The sequence below is a fragment of the Pseudocitrobacter sp. CD920760 genome, assembly GCF_057782505.1.
Genome location: NZ_CM173490.1, coordinates 5,237,799 through 5,260,781, shown reverse-complemented (window position 1 = coordinate 5,260,781; position 22,983 = coordinate 5,237,799). Strand labels below are relative to the sequence as shown.

Here is a 22,983-nt window from a genome sequence, read left to right as displayed (position 1 = left end):
GGCGGACTCCACTCGAAAAAAAGTCGATACACATCATCGTTCAGGCGACCCTGTCAGGGTGCTGTTGATGAACCTGCCTGACATAAACTGTCGGGGACTCACTCAGTAGCCGCAGATGCAGCCTGAATAGTGCTGTGTATAAGATTAAAAAGTTCGTGATTATTGGCACACGTCGAAAAGACCCAATGCACAAGGGTGACGTGCGAACCGCTCTTTGCGGTTTTCCACAAAACACCTCGGGCTGCCCGTGGGCAGTACCGCAACCAGAAACACCGGAAGCGTTCAGTGTGTTTTCCCGGTTCAGGATCCGTTGATCCGATCAGGACCGCGGATCATAGCCTAAACTGAGCCAGAGATCTTCTGTTTCTCACAGATTCTTCCCGATTTATCCACAGGAAGGATCGAGATCGGCTAAGTGTAAACGATCCGCAAGAGAAGGAGGGGGGATTTACGCCGCATATTGGAAAAATTAATGAGTAACGACAAATTTTTGCTTAAATGATCTAACAAAGATCCTGGATGATCCTTGCGCTTTAATGGTCAGGCCGTATAATCCCCGACCCAGCGCATGCTACGTGCCTACAGGCGTCAGATGTTGCTCATTTTCCGTGCTAATCGCTACAAAAAAACGTGGTAAATTGCGCGGTAAATAAGGAAAGAGAATTGACTCCGGAGTGTACAATTATTACAATCCGGCCTCTTTAATCACCCATGGCTTCGGTGTCCATCGTTCGATTTTCGGGCGGATATCCAATAAAGCCATTGAATTTATTCAAGTTTAGGTAGAAATCGCCATGAAACGCACTTTTCAACCGTCTGTACTGAAGCGCAACCGTTCTCACGGCTTCCGTGCTCGTATGGCTACTAAAAATGGTCGTCAGGTTCTGGCACGTCGTCGTGCTAAAGGCCGCGCTCGTCTGACCGTTTCCAAGTAATAAAGCTAACCCCTGAGTGGTTAAGCTAGCATTTCCCAGGGAGTTACGTTTGTTAACTCCCACTCATTTCACATTCGTCTTCCAGCAGCCACAACGGGCTGGCACGCCGCAAATCACCATCCTCGGCCGCCAAAATTCGCTGGGGCATCCCCGTATCGGTCTTACAGTCGCCAAGAAAAATGTTAAACGTGCGCATGAACGCAACCGGATTAAACGTCTGACGCGTGAAAGCTTCCGTTTACGTCAACATGAACTCCCGTCTATGGATTTCGTGGTGGTGGCGAAGAAGGGGGTTGCAGACCTCGATAACCGTGCTCTTTCGGAAGCGTTGGAAAAATTATGGCGCCGCCATTGTCGCCTGGCTCACGGCTCCTGATAGCCCTCATTCGGGTCTATCAACGCCTGATTAGTCCGCTACTCGGGCCGCATTGCCGTTTCACTCCTACCTGTTCACAATACGGAATTGAGGCATTGCGCAGGTTTGGAGTGATAAAAGGCAGTTGGTTGACAGTGAAACGCGTATTAAAATGCCACCCTTTACACCCAGGTGGAGACGACCCCGTCCCCCCCGGACCTTTTGATACCAGAGAACACTAACGATGGATTCGCAACGCAATCTTCTCATCATCGCTTTGTTGTTCGTGTCTTTCATGATCTGGCAGGCTTGGGAACAGGATAACAATCCTCAACCTCAGCAGCAGACCACGCAGACTACGACCACCGCAGCGGGTAGCGCCGCCGACCAGGGCGTACCGGCCAGTGGCCAGGGGAAACTGATTACGGTGAAAACCGATGTGCTCGAGCTGACCATCAACACCCGTGGTGGTGATGTTGAGCAGGCACTCCTGTTGGCTTACCCGAAAGAACTCAAATCTTCTGAGCCGTTCCAGTTACTGGAAACGACGCCGCAGTTTATCTATCAGGCACAAAGCGGCCTGACCGGTCGTGATGGCCCGGATAACCCGGCAAATGGCGATCGTCCGCTGTATAACGTCACCAGCGATACTTTCGTGATGGCCAATGGTCAGAACGAACTGGTTATCCCGATGACCTATACCGATAAAGCGGGCAACACCTTCACCAAAACCTTCACCCTGAAAAAGGGCGAGTATGCGGTGAACGTGGGCTATAGCGTGCAGAACAGCAGCGAGAAACCGTTAGAGTTGTCCACCTTTGGCCAGCTTAAGCAGTCCATCAATCTGCCGACTCACCGCGATACGGGCAGCAGCAACTTTGCGCTGCACACCTTCCGCGGCGCTGCATACTCCACGCCTGACGCGAAGTATGAAAAATACAAATTCGATACCATTGCAGATAACGAAAACCTGAACGTCAGCTCCAAAGGCGGTTGGGTGGCGATGCTGCAACAGTATTTCGCGACGGCATGGGTTCCGCGTAACGATGGCTCCAACAACTTCTATACCGCTAACCTCGGTAACGGCGTTGCAGCAATCGGCTACAAATCTCAGCCAGTGCTGGTTCAACCGGGTCAAACCGGTACGCTTGGCAGCACCCTGTGGGTTGGCCCGGAAATTCAGGATAAAATGGCAGCCGTTGCGCCGCACCTGGATCTGACCGTTGATTACGGTTGGTTGTGGTTCATCTCTCAGCCGCTGTTCAAACTGCTGAAATGGATCCACAGCTTCCTGGGTAACTGGGGCTTCTCCATCATCGTTATCACCTTCATCGTTCGTGGCATCATGTACCCGCTGACTAAAGCGCAGTACACCTCCATGGCGAAGATGCGTATGCTGCAGCCGAAAATTGCGGCAATGCGTGAGCGTCTGGGCGATGACAAACAGCGTCAGAGCCAGGAAATGATGGCCCTGTACAAAGCAGAGAAGGTTAACCCGCTGGGCGGTTGTTTCCCGCTGGTTATCCAGATGCCTATCTTCCTTGCGCTGTACTACATGCTGATGGGCTCTGTTGAACTGCGCCATGCGCCGTTCGCGCTCTGGATCCACGACTTGTCCGCACAAGACCCGTACTACATCCTGCCGATTCTGATGGGCGTAACGATGTTCTTCATTCAGAAGATGTCGCCGACCACCGTAACCGACCCGATGCAGCAGAAGATCATGACCTTTATGCCGGTCATCTTCACCGTGTTCTTCCTGTGGTTCCCGTCAGGTCTGGTGCTGTACTATATCGTCAGCAACCTGGTGACCATTATTCAGCAGCAGCTGATTTACCGTGGTCTGGAGAAACGTGGCTTGCATAGCCGCGAGAAGAAAAGCTCCTGATTCGGTGTTGGCCGGGTAAGCGTAGCGCCACCCGGCAATCGGAACAATAATGATAGGGCGGTCTCATGACCGCCTTTTTTTATTTGTATTGGACGAGACATATCATGAGCCAAAACGACACGATCATCGCCCAGGCTACCCCACCGGGACGCGGTGGTGTGGGCATTCTGCGCATCTCTGGCCTGAAGGCGCGTGAGGTGGCCGAAGCCGTACTGGGCAAACTGCCAAAACCTCGCTACGCCGACTATCTGCCATTCAAAGATGTCGATGGTACCGCGCTGGATCAGGGCATCGCCCTGTGGTTCCCTGGCCCAAACTCCTTTACCGGTGAAGACGTTCTGGAACTTCAGGGACACGGCGGCCCGGTGATTCTGGACCTGCTGCTCAAACGTATTCTGACGATCCCGGGCGTGCGTATCGCGAAGCCGGGCGAGTTCTCCGAGCGTGCATTCCTGAACGACAAGCTTGATTTAGCGCAGGCAGAAGCGATTGCCGATCTGATTGACGCCAGCTCCGAACAAGCGGCGCGTTCCGCGCTGAACTCGTTGCAAGGTGCATTTTCCGCTCGCGTAAATCACTTAGTGGAAGCACTCACTCACCTGCGCATCTACGTGGAAGCTGCCATCGACTTCCCGGATGAAGAAATTGATTTTCTCTCCGACGGTAAAATCGAAGCGCAGCTCAACAATGTGATGACCGATCTCTACGCCGTGCGCGCCGAAGCGCGTCAGGGCAGCCTGCTGCGTGAAGGGATGAAAGTGGTGATTGCTGGACGCCCTAATGCCGGGAAATCGAGCCTGCTGAATGCGCTGGCAGGACGCGAAGCCGCTATCGTCACCGATATCGCAGGTACCACGCGCGACGTACTGCGCGAACATATTCATATCGACGGCATGCCGCTGCACATCATCGATACGGCGGGCCTGCGTGAAGCCAGTGATGAAGTGGAACGCATCGGTATCGAGCGCGCCTGGCAGGAAATCGAACAAGCTGACCGCGTGCTGTTTATGGTTGATGGCACCACCACCGACGCCGTTGATCCGGCAACAATCTGGCCGGATTTTATCGCCCGTCTGCCGGAAAATCTGCCGATAACCGTGGTGCGTAACAAAGCGGATATAACCGGCGAGCCGCAGGGACTGAGCGAGGTGAATGGTCACTCACTGGTTCGTCTTTCCGCGCGTACCGGCGATGGTGTGGAAGTGCTGCGCAACCATCTCAAACAGAGCATGGGCTTTGAAACCAATATGGAAGGCGGCTTCCTGGCGCGTCGTCGCCACTTGCAGGCGCTGGAACAGGCCGCAGAGCACCTTCAGCAGGGCAAGGCGCAGCTGTTGGGTGCCTGGGCGGGTGAACTGCTGGCTGAAGAACTGCGCCTCGCACAGCAAGCCCTGAGCGAGATAACCGGGGAATTCACCTCCGATGATTTGCTGGGGCGGATTTTCTCGAGTTTTTGTATCGGGAAGTAAGGTCTTTTTGTCAGACTTTCGCGCCCATCGCCGGATGGCGGCTGCGCCTTATCCGGCCTACGGGGCCGTGCCGTGTTTTCGGCCACAACCCCTGTAGGCCCGGTAAGCGTAGCGCCACCGGGCGTTTAACACCACTGCCTGCCATGTGAGTTTTCCCCACAGGAAATCACACTTGTCCAAATGGCAACTCGCCAGCCATCCGCCCTCCCCGTATCCTGAGCGCCACGCTTATTGTGAGGACGCTATGGCCCGATATCTCCTGTGTAGTTTCGCCCTTGTTTTGCTTTATCCCGCTGGTATCGATATGTATCTGGTGGGTTTACCGCGTATTGCCGCCGATCTCAACGCCAGCGAGGCGCAGCTGCATATTGCCTTCTCGGTTTATCTGGCCGGAATGGCGACCGCGATGCTGTTTGCCGGACGCGTCGCCGATCGCTCAGGGCGTCGGCCTGTCGCGCTGTTTGGCGCGGTGGTGTTTGTGCTGGCCTCCGCGCTATGCGCACTGGCGCAGGAGAGCTCGCTGTTTCTGCTGGGGCGTTTCGTGCAGGGATTCGGTGCCGGGAACTGTTACGTCGTCGCCTTTGCGATTCTGCGCGATACGCTGGATGACCAGCGACGGGCAAAAGTACTGTCGCTGCTGAACGGTATCACCTGTATTGTGCCCGTACTGGCGCCCGTGATGGGACATCTGATTATGCTCAGCTATCCCTGGCAGAGCCTGTTCTGGACCATGTTAACCATGGGCGTAGTGGTATTCCTGCTCTCACTGCTGGTGCTGAAAGAGACGCGGCCCGATAAACAACACAATGCCACCGCCCACTCTGCGCCCTCACCCGAATCGCTGCTCGACCGATTCTTCCTCAGCCGCCTGGCCATCACCACGCTTAGCGTCTCGGTGATCCTCACCTTTGTGAATACGTCACCGGTGCTGTTGATGGAGATGATGGGCTTTGCGCGCGGCGAGTATGCCACCACCATGGCGTTAACGGCGGGTGTAAGCATGGCAGTCTCGTTCTCAACGCCGTTTGCGCTGAGCATCTTCAAGCCGCGCACGCTGATGATGGCCTCGCAGTGCCTGTTTCTGGCGGCGGGCGTGGTGCTCATCCTTGCGCCAACCCATGCTGTTACGCTGTTTGGCATTACGCTGATTTGCGCAGGGTTCTCGGTCGGCTTTGGCGTGGCAATGAGCCAGGCACTCGGCCCGTTCGCCCTGCGTGCGGGCGTCGCCAGTTCGGTACTGGGAATTGCTCAGGTCTGCGGTTCATCACTGTGGATTTGGCTGGCGGCGGTGCTCGGCCTCAATGCGCTGAATATGCTGATCGGGATTCTGATTGCCTGTAGCATACTGAGTCTATTGCTGATTATCGCCGTCACGCCCAACAGGACCGCGCATCGCCATGAAGAAATCCATCACCAGCCTCGATCTTAACCTGCTGTTATGCCTGCAACTGCTGGCGCAGGAGCGTAGCGTGACCAAAGCGGCGAAGCGGATGAGCGTGACGCCGTCGGCGGTCAGTAAGTCTTTGGCCAAGCTGCGCGCCTGGTTTGATGATCCGCTGTTTATCAATACGCCACTAGGGCTGACGCCGACGCCGCTAATGGTGAGCATTGAGCAGGACCTGGCGGACTGGATGCAGATGGGTAAGCAAATCCTCGATAAGCCGCACAACGAGACGCCGGGAGGGCTGAAATTCGAGCTGGCGGCCGAATCGCCGCTGATGATGCTGAAATTTAATACGCTGTCGCAGCAGATTTATCAGCGTTACCCGCAGGCGTCGATAAAAGTGCGTAACTGGGATTACGACTCGCTGGATGCCATCACGCGTGGCGAGGTCGATATCGGATTTACCGGTCGCGAAACCCACCCGCGCTCACGAGAACTGCTTAGCGCCCTGCCGCTGTCGATCGACTTCGAGGTGCTGTTTACCGATCTTCCCTGGGTCTGGCTGCGCGAGGATCATCCGGCGCTGCGCGAAGAGTGGAATCTGGAGACCTTCCTGCGTTATCCGCATATCAGCATCTGCTGGGAACAGAGTGACACCTGGGCGCTGGACAACGTGTTACAGGAGCTGGGACGCGAACGCACTATCGCCCTGAGCCTGGCGGGGTTTGAGCAATCGCTGTTTATGGCCGCCCAACCGGATCATTCGCTGATCGCTACCGCGCCGCTCTACTGTCAGCACTACAATCAGCAGCATCATCTACCGCTGGTTGCCCGCCCGCTGCCCTTTGATGAGAGTCAACGTGAGAAGCTGATGGTGCCTTTTACGCTTCTCTGGCACAAGCGTAATAGCCACAATCCCAAAATCGTCTGGCTCAAGGAGACCATCAAATCGTTATACCGGAACATTAAATGATCCTGCTTATTTATGTCATTTTTGCGAGATCTTTAACTGTTACGGCTAAGGAATTGTAAAAGTCCTGTCCTGCCCCTTTCAAAGTCTGCGCTTCCGCATTAAAACGTATACGTTTCACCGATAATATAAGGGTGAAATTTATTAACGGACCATTAATCACGGAGCGAAAAATGGCGATACATTTTGCAAGAGGGATACTGAACGACGGGCATATGCTCTCGGTCAGGCTATCAACAGCCTGTCATAATGCGGCCCGCGAATTACCATCACATCGACGAACACGATTTCTGGCGTCACGCGCCTTGCTCGCCGAACTGGTGTTCATGCTCTACGGCATCAGCGAACTACCAGAAATCATCAATCAGCCTGATGGCAGGCCGGTTTTTCGTGACCCCAACCTTCCCGATTTTTCGCTGGCCTACGCCGGAAACATTGTCGGTGTCGCCCTGACCACCGAAGGAAAATGCGGGCTCGATATTGAACTACAGCGTTCTGCCTACTCGCTTTCCCGTGCCCAGAACCCGGAAAGTGACTGCTTCACCGGCAATGAGAAGCTGTGGATTAAAAATCAAAATGACGCGAATGAAGCACAGGTTCAGTTGCTGACCCTGCGCCACAGCATTCTGAAACTCACCGGTGAAATCCATAAAGATAAGCCCGAACTGCTTCAGCTGTTACCCGGTTCTGGGCGCTTACGTTCGGCAAGCCTGGCGCAGCTGGAAGCGCTGAGCGATGCGGAGGATGTGCTGGTCTGGTCGCTCGCCGCGACGCCCGCCATCGAGAAGCTCAAAATCTGGCAATATGACGGTAAGCACGGCTGGCAGAGCCTGCCCGACGCACAAACGCGCGCGAATGCCGAAGATGCCCGTCTGATGCGATTCACCAGCCTGTCGGCTGATAAGGCTCTTATACTCAATTAGCCTGGCCGTTGTAGGCCAGTAGATAAACAGGAGTAATCATGTCCGAAGCGTTGAAAGTTGTTACGTTACTGGGAAGCCTGCGCAAAGGTTCATTTAACGGTATGGTTGCGCGCACCCTGCCGAAAATTGCGCCTGCGGGTATGGACGTTGCTCCGCTGCCGTCGATTGGCGATATCCCGCTGTATGACGCCGACGTTCAGCAGGAAGACGGTTTTCCGCAAAGCGTATTAGCGCTGGCGGAGCAGATTCGTCAGGCAGATGGCGTGGTGATTGTGACGCCGGAATATAACTACTCGGTGCCGGGTGGCCTGAAAAACGCCATCGACTGGCTGTCACGCCTGCCGGAACAGCCGCTGGCCGGTAAGCCGGTGCTGATTCAGACCAGCTCTATGGGCGCGATTGGCGGCGCACGCTGCCAGTATCACCTGCGTCAGATTCTGGTCTTCCTCGATGCAATGGTGATGAACAAGCCGGAATTTATGGGCGGCGTGATTCAGAACAAGGTTGACCCGCAGTTGGGTGAAGTCATTGAGCAGGGTACGCTGGATCATCTGACCGGTCAGTTGACCGCGTTTGGCGAGTATATTTCGCGGGTTAAGGCGTAAAAAATTTCCCCTCACCCCGGCCCTCTCCCACAGGGAGAGGGAGAACACCATACCATCCCCTCTCCCTGTGGGAGAGGGTTAGGGTGAGGGCATTAATGCCCGTCAATAAACACAATCTTCAGCACAAACAGCAGCGCAACGATAATCACGCACGGGCTGAGGTCGCGGAAACGGCCGGTACCGATTTTCATCACGCAGTAAGAGATGAAACCCAGCGCAATACCTTCAGTAATCGAGAAGCTAAACGGCATCATCACGGCGGTAATGAACGCCGGTACGGATTCGGTCAGGTCTTCCCATTTCACGCGCGCGAGGCTTGAGGTCATCAGCACGCCAACGTAAATCAGCGCACCCGCAGCCGCATAGCCCGGAACCATTCCAGCCAGCGGAGACAGGAAGATAACCAGCAGGAATAACATACCCACAACGACCGCTGTCAGGCCGGTACGGCCACCGACGGACACACCGGAAGAGGATTCGATGTACGCGGTTACGGACGAGGTGCCAATAAAGGAACCGGCGACGGACGAGACGCTATCCACATACAGCGCTTGTTTCATGCGCGGGAATTTGCCTTTTTCGTCGGTCAGGCCTGCTTTATCGGTCACGCCAATCAGCGTACCGGAGGAGTCGAACAGGTTCACCAGCATGAAGGAGAAAATCACGCCCGCCAGGCCCAGGTTGAATGACCCAGCCAGGTCAACATGACCCACAACCGTCATGACGCTTGGTGGCGCAGAAACGATACCGTTGTAATGCACGTCGCCCAGCATCCAGCCCAGCAGCGTGGTAACCACGATGGAGACCAGTACGGCAGCATGAATGTTACGCGAGGCCAGAATGGCGATAATGAAGAAGCCCAGCACACCCAGCAGGACGCTGTGAGAGGTCAGGTTGCCAATCGCCACCAGCGTTTCGGAGTTCGCCACGATGACACCCGCGTTTTTCAGGCCCATCATACCGATGAACAGGCCAATACCGCTGGTGATGCCCACGCGCAGGCTTACCGGGATATTGGCAATCATCCAGTAACGCACGCGGAAGATAGTCAGCAACAGCAGGCCGATTGCGCCCCAGAAGATTGCGCCCATGCCAACCTGCCACGGCAGGCCCATCGCCTGTACCACGACAAAGGCGAAGAAGGCGTTCAGGCCCATCGCGGGCGCCAGTGCCACCGGCAGGTTCGCGAACACGCCCATCAGGATGCTGCCCAGCGCAGCAATCAGGCAGGTGGTGACAAACACCGCGCTGGTGTCCATGCCCGCCACGCCAAGAATTTGTGGGTTTACAAAAACGATGTAGACCATCGTCAGGAAAGTGGTGAAACCGGCAATCACTTCAGTACGTGCCGTTGTGCCGTGTTCGCGCAGTTTGAACACGCGTTCCAGCATACCCTGACCGGAAGCCTGGGTAGTTTGTTGTTGGCTCATCATCTATTTCCGCAGAAAGGAAGGAAAATTCGTCGCTATCCTATACCAAAATGCGACAATAGGCGCGGTTGCGAGATACTTTTTTTCATCTGTTTTGCTTATACGGCAACGATTGCGTCTCTCAATTCAGCAGTACGAAAACGTTAAACTAGTTATTAAGGGAATGATATGTCCGGGATTGAAGCAGTATTTTTCGACTGTGACGGCACGCTGGTCGACAGCGAAGTGATTTGTTCTCGCGCGTATGTCCATATGTTCAAAGAATTTGGCATTACGCTTGATCTGGAAGAGATCTTTAAACGCTTTAAAGGCGTGAAACTCTACGAGATCATCGACATCATTAACGCAGAGCACGGGGTTAATCTCGCCCGCGCGGATCTGGAACCGGTTTATCGCGCTGAGGTCGCACGCCTGTTCGACTCGGAACTTGAGATTATCGCCGGGGCAGATACGCTGCTGAATGCCATGAAAGTGCCGATGTGCGTGGTCTCTAACGGCCCGGTCAGCAAAATGCAGCACTCATTGGGCAAGCTTCAGATGTTGCACCATTTCCCGGAAAAACTGTTCAGCGGCTACGACATCCAGCGCTGGAAGCCGGACCCGGCGCTGATGTTCCACGCGGCGAAGGCGATGAACGTCAACGTTGAGAACTGCATTCTGGTGGATGACTCTTCCGCTGGCGCGCAGTCGGGAATTGATGCGGGAATGGAGGTGTTCTACTTCTGCGCCGACCCGCATAACAAGCCGATTGATCATCCGAAGGTGACGACGTTTACCGATTTGGCGCAATTGCCTGCGCTGTGGAAAGCGCGCGGGTGGGATATTACACGCTAAACAAAGCCGGATGGCGTTAACGCTTATCCGGCCTACATACGTTGGGTTGGCCCGGTAAGCGCAGCGCCACCGGGCATTTTACCGCAGCCGATTACTCTTTCGGATCTTTTCCCGCCAGCAGCTTATCCAGCTCATCGCCGCCCACGTGACGGAAATCCTGTCCTTTCACGAAGTAGAAGATGTATTCGCAGATATTCTGGCAGCGGTCACCGATACGCTCGATAGAGCGCGCGCAGAACAGCGCCGTTAACACGCTCGGGATAGTGCGCGGATCTTCCATCATGTAGGTCATCAACTGACGCACGATGCCTTCATATTCCTGATCGACTTTCTTATCTTCGCGATAGATACGCACCGCTTCGTCAAGATCCATACGCGCAAACGCGTCCAGCACGTCATGCAGCATCTGCACCGTGTGGCGGCCCAGCGATTCCAGACTCACCAGCAGCGGCTGGTGCTGAGAAGAAAACTTCTCCAGCGCCGTGCGACAGATTTTATCGGCAACGTCGCCAATACGTTCCAGCTCGGCGATGGTTTTGATAATCGCCATCACCAGGCGCAGGTCGCTCGCCGTCGGCTGGCGTTTGGCGATAATGCGCACGCACGCTTCGTCGATAGCGACTTCCATCATGTTGACCTGTTTGTCGCCTTCCACCACGCGTTTGGCCAGATCGCTGTCCTGGTTGTGCATCGCGGTAATCGCGTCGGAGAGCTGCTGCTCGACCATGCCGCCCATGGTCATCACCTGGGTGCGGATGCTTTCCAGCTCGGCGTTGAACTGGCCGGAAATGTGTTTATTAAGATTGAGGTTGTCCATGGTTAACTCCAAATCAACCGTAGCGGCCAGTAATGTAATCTTCAGTCTGTTTCTTCGCCGGGCGGGTGAACAGTGCATCCGTGTCGCTGAACTCAATCAGCTCGCCCAGGTACATAAACGCCGTGTGATCCGAGCAACGCGCAGCCTGCTGCATGTTGTGCGTAACAATTACCACGGTGTAATCCTGCTTCAGTTCGGTGATCAGTTCTTCGATACGCCCGGTGGAGATAGGGTCAAGCGCGGAGCACGGTTCATCAAGCAACAGCACTTCCGGGCGAATAGCGATACCGCGCGCGATGCACAGACGCTGTTGCTGACCACCGGAGAGAGAGTACCCGCTCTGATGCAGTTTATCTTTGGTTTCGTTCCATAATGCGGCCTTGGTCAACGCCCACTGCACACGCTCATCCATATCGGTGCGCGAGAGCTTTTCAAACAGACGCACACCAAAGGCGATGTTGTCATAAATCGACATCGGGAACGGCGTCGGTTTCTGAAACACCATGCCCACTTTCGCACGCAGCAGGGCGATATCCTGGGTGTTGGTCAGGATGTTGTCGCCATCGAGCAGAATTTCCCCTTCCGCACGCTGATCCGGATAGAGCGCGAACATTTTGTTGAAGGTACGCAACAGCGTGGATTTACCGCAGCCGGACGGCCCGATAAACGCCGTCACCTGGTTTTTGGCGATATCCAGGTTGATGTTCTTCAGGGCATGGAATTTACCGTAGTAGAAGTTCAAATCACGAACCTGAATTTTACCCGGGGTTGTATTGACCATACTCATTTCACTCTTTTCCTCATCCGACGCGGCATCCGCCACGCCGCAAAAATTAACCGTGTTTCTGCTTCGCGAAAACAACGCGCGCCAGAATATTCAGTAGCAGTACGCACAGGGTAATAATCAGTACCCCGGCCCAGGCCAGTTGCTGCCACTCGGCAAACGGGCTCATCGCAAATTTAAATATGGTGACCGGAAGGTTGGCGATCGGCTGCATCATGTCCGTACTCCAGAACTGGTTCGAGAGTGCGGTAAACAGCAGCGGTGCGGTTTCGCCCGCAATACGGGCAATCGCCAGCAGGATACCGGTCATGATCCCCGAAACAGACGCCTTCAGCGTGATAGCGGAGATCATCTTCCACTTCGGCGTACCCAGCGCATAAGCCGCTTCTCGCAGGCTATCGGGTACCAGTTTCAGCATGTTTTCGGTGGTACGAATAACGATTGGCACCTGCAACAGCGCCAGCGCAATCACCCCGGCCCAGCCGGAGAAGTGCTGCATCTGCGCCACCACGATGGTATAGACGAACAGCCCCACGACAATCGACGGTGCGGAAAGCAGGATGTCGTTAATAAAACGAATCACTTCCGCCAGCCAGGATTTACGGCCATATTCCGCCAGGTAGATCCCCGCCATAATGCCGAGCGGCGTACCAAATACCGTCGCCCACAGGATCAGCAAACCACTGCCTGCCAGGGCATTCGCCAGACCACCACCTGCTGTATTCGGCGGCGGCGTCATTTCAGTGAACAGCGCCAGCGACATCCCATCGATACCACGGGTTACGGTGGACATCAGGATCCACACCAGCCAGAACAGGCCGAATGCCATCGTCGCCATCGAAAGCGTCAGCGCGATACGGTTCTTCAGACGGCGACGCGCCTGCATTTTGCGGCGAGATTCCGCCAGGGCAGCCGTGTTTTGCATTTCGAGCGTAGCCATTAACGCGCCCCCTCGTTTTTCGCCAGACGCATCACCATAAATTTAGACGCTGCCAGCACGATAAAGGTAATCACAAACAGGATCAGCCCCAGTTCCATCAGTGCCGCGACATGCAGGCCGGACTCCGCTTCCGCAAATTCATTCGCCAGCGCCGAGGTAATACTGTTACCCGGCATGTACAGCGAGGCGCTGTCGAGCTGGTAGGTGTTACCGATGATAAAGGTCACCGCCATGGTTTCCCCCAGCGCACGACCGAGGCCCAGCATCACACCGCCAATCACGCCATTTTTGGTGAACGGAAGGACGATGCGCCAGATAACTTCCCAGGTAGTGCAGCCGATACCGTAGGCCGACTCTTTCATCATTACCGGCGTTTGTTCGAACACATCGCGCATGACCGCCGCGATGTACGGGATAATCATGATGGCGAGGATCACGCCAGCCGCCAGAATCCCGATACCAAAGGCCGGGCCGGAGAACAGCGCGCCAACAAACGGGATGTTGGAGAGAACGTTGCCAACCGGCTCCTGGAAATAGGTCGCAAACAGCGGGGCAAAGATAAACAGGCCCCACATGCCGTAAACGATACTCGGGATAGCCGCCAGCAGTTCAATAGCGATACCCAACGGGCGACGCAGCCAGTTGGGAGCCAGTTCCGTCAGGAACAGCGCGATGCCGAAACTCACCGGAACGGCGATCAGCAGCGCGATAATCGAGGTGACGAGGGTGCCGTAGATGGGAACCAGCGCACCGTAAATATCGTTCGGCGCATCCCACTCTTTGGTCCACAGGAATGAGAAGCCGAATTTTTCGATGCTCGGCCAGGAGGAGATGATCAGGGACACAATAATGCCGCCCAACATCAATAGCACAATCAGCGCAGCCAGTTTTACCAGCGCGCTGAAGATCATGTCACCCTTTTTACCCGGTGGGTTAAAAGCAGGCTTGGTTGCAGCCATAAATCACTCTTTCCGTTAAACGCGTTTTACGAAGTTGCCCGATGGCGCAAGCACTTATCGGGCCTACAGTGTGAACCGTAGGGCGGGTAAGCGCAGCGCCACCCGCCATTTTCGTCAATATTTCCCGTTAGTACAGCGCTTTACCGCTGCTGTCTTTCACGCTGGTCTTCCATGCGGCACGAACCTGCTCAACCACGCTGTCCGGCAGTGAAGCGTAATCCAGGTCGTTAGCCTGTTTCGCGCCGTTTTTGTAAGCCCAGTCGAAGAACTTCAGCACTTCTACACCCTGCTCAGGTTTCTTCTGCTCTTTGTGCACCAGGATGAAGGTGGTGGAGGTAATCGGCCACACATCGTCACCTTTCTGGTTTGTCAGGTCCTGAGCGAAAGATTTGCTCCAGTCGACGCCTTTTGCGGCGTTAGAGAAGCTCTCTTCGGTCGGGCTTACCGGCTTACCGTCGGCAGAAACAATTTTGGTATAGGCCAGGTTATTCTGTTTCGCATAAGCGTACTCGACATAACCAATCGCACCCGGCAGACGCTGTACGAACGCCGCGATACCGTCGTTGCCTTTACCGCCCAGGCCAGTCGGCCAGTTCACGGTAGAGCCTGCGCCAACTTTGGATTTCCACTCTTCGTTCACTTTCGCCAGGTAGCTGGTGAAGACGAAGGAGGTACCGGAACCATCCGCACGACGCACGACGGCGATATTCTGCGAAGGCAGTTTCACACCTGGGTTCAGTTTGGTGATGGCTTCATCATCCCACTTCTTGATTTTACCCAGGTAGATGTCACCCAGGGTTTTGCCATCCAGCACCAGTTCGCCGGATTTCAGACCCGGAATGTTTACAGCCAGAACCACACCGCCGATAACGGTCGGGAACTGGAACAGGCCTTCCTGCGCCAGTTTTTCGTCAGACAGCGGGGCATCAGATGCGCCGAAATCCACGGTGTTAGCGGTAATTTGTTTTACGCCGCCAGAAGAACCAATACCCTGGTAGTTAACCTTATTACCGGTCTCTTTCTGATAGGTGTCAGCCCATTTGGCATACACCGGCGCCGGGAATGTTGCACCAGCACCTGTCAGGCTTGCTGCAGCAAACGCAGAGAAAGCACTCATCGATAAGGTCGCGGCGACAACAGTTGCGACGGTGGTACGCATAACTTTCATAATGTCTCCTGGGAGGATTCATAAAGCATTGTTTAATGGCTACGATGAGCAAAATAGGACAAACAGGTGACAGTTATATGTATGGAATATGACAGTTTTATGACAAGGAAATGAAGCGTGTTATCCATTGATATTAAAGAGGATTTTTTCTCAACTTTTAAGGGCATATTTTATAATGTGAACGGCTGCCATAAAACAGCCGCAAAAGCTTAGTTGATAAATTCAATCGTTAACGTTGCTGTAGCATTAAAAACACCGGGTTGCGGCCGAGCGCCCGTCAGACTCGCAGGAGCGGCGGAAAAGGTAACCGAACCATTTTTATGCCCTGAAACCGATGTGCTCTCCATATCCGCAGGCAATTTTCCGTTATTGGTGCTAATCTCAACGTTAGATTTATTGTAAACTTTAATCCCAACATCGGTATTGTCTGTCGCCACCATCGTGTCATCACTACTACGGTTCGTTCCCGTAAACGAGACGTCCAGGCCCTGCGTACTTGCGTCCCCCATCCCGGTACACTCAATATTCACCGTTTTTGTTATTTTTCGGGATGTTATGGCCTGGCCAACGGTAGACGAAAAGGCAGAAGCAGGGATCGTATTAAAATCAAAATTAACCACCTGCCCTGCATTTATCTGACAGGATTGTGGCGCGGTAAGGCTTCCAGAAATACGCACCTTTGCTATCGGCTCACCACGTGTTGTTGTGCTGGATATATTTGCATATAGAAGGGCTATATCCGTCATCGGGATAACGACTGTCCCATTTATTGAACGCTTAATATTAAATGAGACTCGCGCATTAGTACCTGTTGTTAGATTGACACCAACAGCGGTCGTTTTACTGCCTCCGCAAGTATGGTTTGTTGTCGTGGTTTTGTTAGACACATGCTCAAAAGGCACGCCATTATAGCCGGCATTCAGGACTGATATTTTACTTCCTACGTTGACATATTGATTAAGATTGTAAAAAGAGAGGCCACTAATAGTCTGGTCATAAACCATACCGGGAGCAGGATCGGCCGTATAAAATATTTCGTGGTAAGCACCGTTGCTGTGTGCCAAATCGCAGTTACATAAAACACTGTAGCTTTCTGCTGAAGTCGCATTGGCAATATCCATTAAGGTTTTCCCTGGCACATTATTTTGTGAGCTTACTGTTGTCAGGGGAAAATTAAGACTTAATGTGTGCGTACCACCTCTTGTTGCACATGTGCCATCATTTGCCGCATATCCAAGTGGTAGCCATGAAAAAAATAGCGCCAACCCACTTATATAATTCAAAATATTCATATTTTCACGCCTCTTACTGGCAGGTGACAGGCATCTGCACTAATCCATTTACGGGCTGTTTGGTTATCCGATATGAAGCTACACACTGTTTAGCTTGCCCGTCCCCCCAGGATAATTGAACACGCCCTTGTTCGGGTAATCCGGCCAGATACAGTTCACCGTTTTCACCAACAATACCTGTCACCGTAGCTGAGTCTATTTTTACAGTAGCGATTGCGCCAAAGGGGGCCGGTTGCCCATTGGTTTGAATTGCGTTGAATAGCACGCGATATCCTACATGCGTCACAAATGTTGCTTTTACCACTGCACCACGTGTTGGGACTAAATTAACAACCGTATTTTCAAGTTCGATATTTTCTTTAGAAAAATAGTCGTTATCGATAGCGATACGGTTTTCATCGTAAGGGTTAAGTTGTGTCTTAACGGTATAGCCTCGCCAGTCAGTTGCGGCTCCACGCATATTATCTATTTCCAAACCAGCTGCACCGGGCGCGTTCACCAGAGCAATAGTTTCACCCAACTCCTGACTAAAAGTGATCCCTTCACTGTGTGCCAGAATGCCCCCTTTAATACCGTAGTTAAGGCGCTGCGAATTTTGGCTATAGTTATAGCCACCATTCACCGTACCGTATGTTCCGTCATAGGTGAGTGCCATATTTCCGCCAACGGCATCATCGTTGCTGTTATAGGACTGCATCAGATTCCACGAAAGATTATTTCTTTCTAAGGCTGTACCACTAAGCCCAAGCTGGTGTGAGCTGCCAGAATTATCATTTTGTGAAACTGAGTAGGTGGCGTAGCTATTTCCTAACCAGCCTGATAAAGGAATGGATAAGGACAGCATGTAAATCTGCTCGCTGGTGTTATCACTAGCGTGGTTATCGTCAGTTCCCTGACGGGCAGTATTTGAATAACTCCACGACACATTCCAGGAGAGATTGTGCCAGCTACTGCTGTAGCCAAATTGTACTAATCGCTCGACATCATCCGTATGCCAGTATTGTTGGCGGCTGAGTGTCAGGTAGAAGTTGCCAAAATCTTTGCCCAACGATTGTGTTAACGTGCCTTCAATACGACTACGACGGTTCCCGGTTTCCCAAAAATCGTCAGCGTTATTACGCCTGGATGCCCATTCATTAAGCGAGTAATAGCCTTCGGTTGAATATCGGTATCCCACTAACCGTAAGCTGGTATCAGTATCATCAAACCGTTTGGAATAGAGAAAGCGGTAAGATTGCCCGGATTCACTATCTTCATGATCAAAATTCGATCGGGCGTGAGTCACATCAAAGGATATTGCCCCCAACGCTCCCAAATCTTTACCAATCCCTAAGGCGACGGAACCATAATCTTCGGCAGCCTGTACACCGCCATAAAGCGTAACGCCATGAGAAAAGCCGTGAAGGATCTGCGCCTGAAGAACATCAGGCGTAAACCCGGACTCATCACGCATTTCACCCAAACTAACATCAACATCGGTTTGCCCTTCACGCTTAAGAATGGCAAGTGAAGCATAAGGCTGAACAAATCGCTGTTCACTGCCATCTTCTTCTTTAATGGTGACATCCAGATCGCCACCCGAGTTGGTGGTATTTAGATCAGTGATTTCAAACGCTCCTTGCGGTACGGCTGATTGATAAATCACATATCCGTTCTGCTTGATAATAACGGTAGCATTTGTTTTCGCGATACCGCGAACGACAGGTGCAAAGCCGTTCTGGCTTGAAGGTAGCATGTCGTTATCGGTATATAAGCGAACGCCACGGATTTGCGTACTGTCGAAAATATCACTTGCCGTCCAGGTATCGCCCACCATGATTTGGCTTCTTAATGCAGCAATATCGCGCTGCAGCCAGGTACTGATGGACTGGTAATCAGCCTTCCCGTTCTCTGTACTTAAGGTGCTGTAGTTACGCAACCGCCACGGCCCAATATTGAGCCCGTTACGTAAGTTGAGATAGTTACTGTTGGTTTCTTCCGAGTTATAATCCGACCGTAAGGTATGAGAACCTGAATAATCATAATTGACCGAGAGCGCATTAATCCCCTCATCCCAACGCGAGGGGCTAATATAGTCATATGCCTGTGCGTCTATGTAGATCTGTGGGATGGTGATATTTAAACGTAACTTTTCGCTATCCAGCAGCCACGAGGAACCGTCAACTAACGTTTTAGGATCCAGACATGTATTTTCATCCACACCATTGAGCGTTTTTAGCGCCTTCACCTTTACGCCGAATTCGCTAAGTACTTTCGTTACACCGACAAAACAGGGATGAAGTTCAGCATCTGGATTATCCTGAACAAAGGTCACATCCTGCCGCTCAAACATTTTGTCGTTGATGTAAATATCAACGTTATACACACCCGGAGGGATCATATTTGCCCGGTTAAACTGGCTAATATCAACACCCGATGGATGATCAATTTCCAATAGCGCAGGGTTAAACGTGCTCCCCTGAGCCAGGAATGTTGGGGAAAAAACCAAACATGACCCCGCAGTCAGGCTGAGTAAAACTCTGGTCGCAACCATAGTATTCATGTCCTTATGAATAATTACAGCGTCTGTTCGATTGGCTTACTTATCGCGCCGTAATCATTGATAAAACGCCAGGTCATTTTGTTACCTGATGCATTTGTCGGTAATGGCAGTGTGAGCGTTTCAAAGGGACGGATCATGTTCAGAGGAACATCTTGCCCACCAATTTTTACATCCATCACACTGATATGAATCGGGTTTGGATTCTCGACTATCAGATTTCGTCCTTCACGCCGCCACTTAACCAGTGGTGCTGCACCTTCAGGAATCATGCGAATACTCGCGGGGCGCCAGAACAGTTTGATGCGTGTTTTGATAGCAATTTCCAGCGTATTCGCCTGCTTATTGTTAGCAGCTGGTGGGATGTTTTTGATATTCAGCCAGAAGACAGATTCACGGTCGTCCGGTAGTGACATCCCTTGTGTATGTAAAACACGCAGTATCTTTTCTTGTGCGGGCTCTAATCGAGATACTGGTGGAATAACGGTAAACGGCGCTTTATTTTTATCGTCTGTATTAAACGGGTCGACCCACGCCTGGATGAGGTAAGGGGTTTTCTCTTCTTTGCTGTAAATTGATATCGTCTCATCTGATTTATCGCTTAGATAAATAAGTCGAGTTCCACCAATCACAATTCCGGCATACGTTAACGCAGGCGTTAACAAACAGTAAGCCGCCACCACCGTTATTAGCAGAACACTTAATATGTTCACCTTGGTCTTAATAAAGAGCCTGATTAAACAAGTTCTTTTGGACATAACGACTCCCAGGCTTAAATAAGCCAACTGAATAAAAAGGCCCTTTTATTATTATTTCTGGTATTCAATCGTGAATTGCGAATCGGCGTTTGCCGTACCCGGTGTCACGTTTGCACTGGTGGCGATATATCGCGCAATAAATTTCATTTCAGCGGTACCGGCGGCATCAATAGGAGTGTAATCAGAGTCGCTGTAGAGCTTGACCTGGCTATTACTTGCGCGGTTAAAGATACGAATACCCACACCTTCAGCCACAATAGCCGGGCCTGTACCGGTGTAATCCCCCGGAGCAGCCGCGGTTATAGGTGTCCCTACTTTAAGGTCGCCATCGCCTCCCGGTGCTTCTGTACCATCAAAACGTACAGCCGCTTTAGTATAGGTTGCCGGGCAATTAATCAGTTTGATACTGAACTCTTGTGGTGATGCAACGCTACCAACACCCGAAAATGCTGTTTTATTGACTTTACCAAGGGGGACGGTTTGATCTGCGGTATCGGAAGTCACTTCACAGGTGCTGTCTACAATCTCGCCAACAAAGTGCACAACACCATCTTCAGCGAGAGCATGCCCGGCCATCATTAAAGATGCCAGCGTGAATGCACCGCCAATAATATTACGTTTCATAGAAACTCCATTGATATTATATATCCATAAACCTGAATCATCGGTCAAATTAATAAATAACCGTGTAATTCATGGACATACTACACCAATGAAAATAGAAATCTCAAATAATAATATTAAATAATCCAAAGATAACTGTATATATATTTATTTCTATTACGCCTTAAAAACAAAAATATCAAACAAGTTTAATTAAAAAGAGTATTTTTCAGAATACATCCATACAAATATTTTATTTATAAAAAAACCAAATAAGTTATATATATCAATAGCTGAAATAAAAAGGGTCACCGCCTGGTGACCCTTTTTCAAGACTGTAAAAATTACTCCACTGTAACCGATTTCGCCAGGTTACGCGGCTGGTCAACGTCAGTGCCTTTGATCAGCGCGACGTGGTACGCCAGCAGTTGCAGCGGCACGGTGTAGAAGATTGGCGCAATCACCTCTTCAACGTGCGGCATCTCGATGATGTGCATGTTGTCGCTGTTGGTGAAAGCGGCATCCTGGTCGGCGAAGACATAAAGCTGGCCACCGCGTGCGCGAACTTCTTCAATGTTGGATTTCAGTTTTTCCAGCAGTTCGTTGTTCGGTGCAACCACGATAACCGGCATATCCGCGTCAATCAGCGCCAGCGGGCCGTGTTTCAGCTCGCCTGCAGCGTAGGCTTCCGCGTGAATGTAGGAGATCTCTTTTAGCTTCAGCGCGCCTTCCAGGGCGATCGGGTACTGATCGCCACGACCGAGGAACAATGCGTGATGCTTGTCAGAGAAATCTTCTGCCAGCGCTTCAATGCGTTTGTCCTGCGACAGCATCTGCTCAATACGGCTCGGCAGTGCTTGCAGGCCATGAACGATATCGTGCTCGATGGACGCATCCAGACCTTTCAGGCTTGCCAGTTTCGCCACCAGCATCAGCAGAACGGTCAACTGCGTGGTGAAGGCTTTGGTAGACGCTACACCGATTTCAGTACCGGCATTGGTCATCATCGACAGGTCGGATTCACGGACCAGCGAAGAGCCCGGTACGTTACAAATAGCCAGAGACCCCAGGTAACCCAGCTCTTTCGACAGACGCAGGCCCGCGAGGGTATCTGCCGTTTCACCAGACTGCGACAGGGTGATCATCAGGCTGTTGCGACGCACTGCGGATTTGCGATAGCGGAATTCAGAAGCGATTTCCACGTCGCACGGTACGCCCGCCAGCGATTCAAACCAGTAGCGAGAAACCATCCCGGAGTTGTAGGAGGTACCACACGCGATAATCTGAATGTGCTCCACTTTCGCCAGCAGTTCGTCGGCGTTCGGACCCAGTTCGCTTAAATCAACCTGCCCGTGGCTGATGCGGCCAGTCAGGGTGTTTTTGATGGCGTTAGGCTGCTCGTAAATCTCTTTCTGCATGTAGTGGCGGTAAATACCTTTATCGCCGGCGTCATACTGGAGATTGGATTCGATATCCTGACGTTTTACTTCTGCGCCAGATTTATCAAACACGGTTACCGCGCGGCGGGTCACTTCCGCGATATCGCCCTCTTCGAGGAAGATAAAGCGACGCGTCACCGGCAGCAGCGCCAGCTGGTCAGAGGCGATAAAGTTTTCACCCATGCCGAGGCCGATAACCAGCGGGCTACCCGAACGCGCGGCCAGCAGGGTTTCCGGGTTGCGGGTATCCATAATCACGGTACCGTACGCGCCACGCAGCTGTGGGATGGCGCGCAGTACGGCTTCACGCAGGGTGCCGCCCTGTTCCATTTCCCAGTGCACCAGGTGCGCGATCACTTCGGTATCCGTTTCGGACACGAAGGTATAGCCACGGCCCTGCAACATTTCGCGCAGCGGTTCGTGGTTTTCGATGATGCCGTTATGCACCACCACAATGTGTTCAGAAACATGAGGATGTGCGTTGGTTTCTGATGGTTCGCCGTGCGTTGCCCAACGGGTGTGAGCAATACCGGTGCCGCCGTGAAGCGGGTGTTCTTCCGCCGCCTGAGAGAGCATCTGGACTTTACCCAGACGACGCAGACGGGTCATATTGCCCTTTTCATCAACGACCGCCAGACCCGCGGAGTCATAACCACGGTATTCCAGACGACGTAAACCTTCGAGAAGGATCTCAGCTACATCACGTTGCGCGACTGCGCCTACAATTCCACACATAGTTTTTTAATTCCGATTTTGGCGATATGCCAGTCGTTGTCGGTCAACCTGTATGCCCGTATTTTCGGGCGCCCCGAGCCTTTGTAGAGAGTGGGGTTATTATTTTGAGTACTGCATTTCGGGCGGGAGATTATGTTATCTCCTCATCCCCTGTCT

At 52.5% G+C, this 22,983-nt stretch carries 22 protein-coding genes; 10 read left to right on the top strand and 12 right to left on the bottom strand.

What is annotated here, in order from left to right:
• The first annotated feature begins 794 nt into the window (after positions 1–794).
• The 5 genes from rpmH (at position 795) to mnmE (ending at position 4,647) form a co-directional block, all read left to right on the top strand.
• Complete coding sequence (gene rpmH / locus AC1MKH_RS24840) at positions 795–935, top strand: 50S ribosomal protein L34 (protein WP_000831330.1); 141 nt, start codon at positions 795–797, stop codon at positions 933–935.
• Positions 936–951: 16 nt separating this feature from the next.
• Positions 952–1,311, top strand: a complete 360-nt coding sequence (gene rnpA, locus AC1MKH_RS24835; RefSeq protein ID WP_014072458.1) for a ribonuclease P protein component — start codon at positions 952–954, stop codon at positions 1,309–1,311.
• On the top strand, positions 1,275–1,532 hold the full coding sequence (gene yidD / locus AC1MKH_RS24830; RefSeq protein WP_276222809.1) for a membrane protein insertion efficiency factor YidD: 258 nt from the start codon (positions 1,275–1,277) through the stop codon (positions 1,530–1,532). Before rnpA ends, yidD begins: the two co-directional genes overlap by 37 nt.
• Before the next feature lie 2 nt (positions 1,533–1,534).
• Positions 1,535–3,178, top strand: coding sequence for a membrane protein insertase YidC (yidC, locus tag AC1MKH_RS24825; RefSeq protein ID WP_276222807.1), 1,644 nt, complete (start codon positions 1,535–1,537; stop codon positions 3,176–3,178).
• Between the two features lie 104 nt (positions 3,179–3,282).
• On the top strand, positions 3,283–4,647 hold the full coding sequence (gene mnmE, locus AC1MKH_RS24820) for a tRNA uridine-5-carboxymethylaminomethyl(34) synthesis GTPase MnmE (RefSeq protein WP_276222805.1): 1,365 nt from the start codon (positions 3,283–3,285) through the stop codon (positions 4,645–4,647).
• A gap of 10 nt (positions 4,648–4,657) precedes the next feature.
• Here mnmE and AC1MKH_RS24815 read toward each other — a convergent pair whose 3' ends face one another.
• Positions 4,658–4,792, bottom strand: coding sequence for a hypothetical protein (locus AC1MKH_RS24815; protein WP_276222803.1), 135 nt, complete (start codon positions 4,790–4,792; stop codon positions 4,658–4,660).
• 99 nt (positions 4,793–4,891) lie between these two features.
• Between AC1MKH_RS24815 and AC1MKH_RS24810 the strand changes: the two genes are divergently transcribed.
• From AC1MKH_RS24810 to AC1MKH_RS24795, 4 genes are all read left to right on the top strand, one after another.
• Positions 4,892–6,076: an MFS transporter gene (locus AC1MKH_RS24810; RefSeq protein ID WP_276222802.1), complete on the top strand. Its 1,185-nt coding sequence runs from the start codon at positions 4,892–4,894 to the stop codon at positions 6,074–6,076.
• The gene (yidZ, locus tag AC1MKH_RS24805) at positions 6,045–7,004 is read left to right on the top strand and encodes an HTH-type transcriptional regulator YidZ (protein ID WP_276222800.1); all 960 of its coding nucleotides are present in this window, start codon (positions 6,045–6,047) and stop codon (positions 7,002–7,004) included. The genes AC1MKH_RS24810 and yidZ overlap by 32 nt, the downstream gene beginning before the upstream one ends.
• A gap of 170 nt (positions 7,005–7,174) precedes the next feature.
• On the top strand, positions 7,175–7,924 hold the full coding sequence (locus AC1MKH_RS24800) for a 4'-phosphopantetheinyl transferase family protein (protein ID WP_276222798.1): 750 nt from the start codon (positions 7,175–7,177) through the stop codon (positions 7,922–7,924).
• Between the two features lie 38 nt (positions 7,925–7,962).
• Complete coding sequence (locus AC1MKH_RS24795; RefSeq protein ID WP_276222796.1) at positions 7,963–8,529, top strand: NADPH-dependent FMN reductase; 567 nt, start codon at positions 7,963–7,965, stop codon at positions 8,527–8,529.
• A 92-nt stretch (positions 8,530–8,621) separates the two neighbouring features.
• Here AC1MKH_RS24795 and adeP read toward each other — a convergent pair whose 3' ends face one another.
• Entirely contained in the window at positions 8,622–9,959 is a 1,338-nt protein-coding gene (gene adeP, locus AC1MKH_RS24790; protein ID WP_276222890.1) for an adenine permease AdeP, read from the bottom strand.
• A gap of 168 nt (positions 9,960–10,127) precedes the next feature.
• Between adeP and yieH the strand changes: the two genes are divergently transcribed.
• Positions 10,128–10,793, top strand: coding sequence for a 6-phosphogluconate phosphatase (yieH, locus tag AC1MKH_RS24785; protein WP_276222794.1), 666 nt, complete (start codon positions 10,128–10,130; stop codon positions 10,791–10,793).
• Positions 10,794–10,884: 91 nt separating this feature from the next.
• Here yieH and phoU read toward each other — a convergent pair whose 3' ends face one another.
• From phoU to glmS, 10 genes are all read right to left on the bottom strand, one after another.
• Positions 10,885–11,610, bottom strand: coding sequence for a phosphate signaling complex protein PhoU (gene phoU, locus AC1MKH_RS24780; protein WP_015966606.1), 726 nt, complete (start codon positions 11,608–11,610; stop codon positions 10,885–10,887).
• Positions 11,611–11,623: 13 nt separating this feature from the next.
• Complete coding sequence (pstB, locus tag AC1MKH_RS24775; RefSeq protein WP_276222790.1) at positions 11,624–12,397, bottom strand: phosphate ABC transporter ATP-binding protein PstB; 774 nt, start codon at positions 12,395–12,397, stop codon at positions 11,624–11,626.
• A gap of 46 nt (positions 12,398–12,443) precedes the next feature.
• Positions 12,444–13,334 (bottom strand): phosphate ABC transporter permease PstA, encoded by an 891-nt coding sequence (gene pstA / locus AC1MKH_RS24770; protein WP_276222788.1) that lies wholly within the window; start codon positions 13,332–13,334, stop codon positions 12,444–12,446.
• Positions 13,334–14,293: a phosphate ABC transporter permease PstC gene (gene pstC / locus AC1MKH_RS24765; protein ID WP_015966603.1), complete on the bottom strand. Its 960-nt coding sequence runs from the start codon at positions 14,291–14,293 to the stop codon at positions 13,334–13,336. The genes pstA and pstC overlap by 1 nt, the downstream gene beginning before the upstream one ends.
• 127 nt (positions 14,294–14,420) lie before the next feature.
• Positions 14,421–15,461 carry a phosphate ABC transporter substrate-binding protein PstS gene (pstS, locus tag AC1MKH_RS24760; RefSeq protein WP_015966602.1) on the bottom strand — a complete coding sequence of 347 codons (1,041 nt, stop codon included), beginning with the start codon at positions 15,459–15,461 and terminating at the stop codon, positions 14,421–14,423.
• 209 nt (positions 15,462–15,670) lie between these two features.
• Positions 15,671–16,753, bottom strand: a complete 1,083-nt coding sequence (locus tag AC1MKH_RS24755) for a fimbrial protein (RefSeq protein WP_276222784.1) — start codon at positions 16,751–16,753, stop codon at positions 15,671–15,673.
• Between the two features lie 13 nt (positions 16,754–16,766).
• Positions 16,767–19,286, bottom strand: a complete 2,520-nt coding sequence (locus AC1MKH_RS24750; protein WP_276222781.1) for a fimbria/pilus outer membrane usher protein — start codon at positions 19,284–19,286, stop codon at positions 16,767–16,769.
• A gap of 23 nt (positions 19,287–19,309) precedes the next feature.
• Positions 19,310–20,050 (bottom strand): fimbrial chaperone, encoded by a 741-nt coding sequence (locus AC1MKH_RS24745; protein WP_276222780.1) that lies wholly within the window; start codon positions 20,048–20,050, stop codon positions 19,310–19,312.
• 51 nt (positions 20,051–20,101) lie between these two features.
• Entirely contained in the window at positions 20,102–20,674 is a 573-nt protein-coding gene (locus AC1MKH_RS24740; protein WP_276222778.1) for a chaperone-usher fimbrial major subunit, read from the bottom strand.
• Positions 20,675–20,997: 323 nt separating this feature from the next.
• Positions 20,998–22,827 (bottom strand): glutamine--fructose-6-phosphate transaminase (isomerizing), encoded by a 1,830-nt coding sequence (glmS, locus tag AC1MKH_RS24735; protein ID WP_276222776.1) that lies wholly within the window; start codon positions 22,825–22,827, stop codon positions 20,998–21,000.
• Positions 22,828–22,983 lie beyond the last annotated feature (156 nt).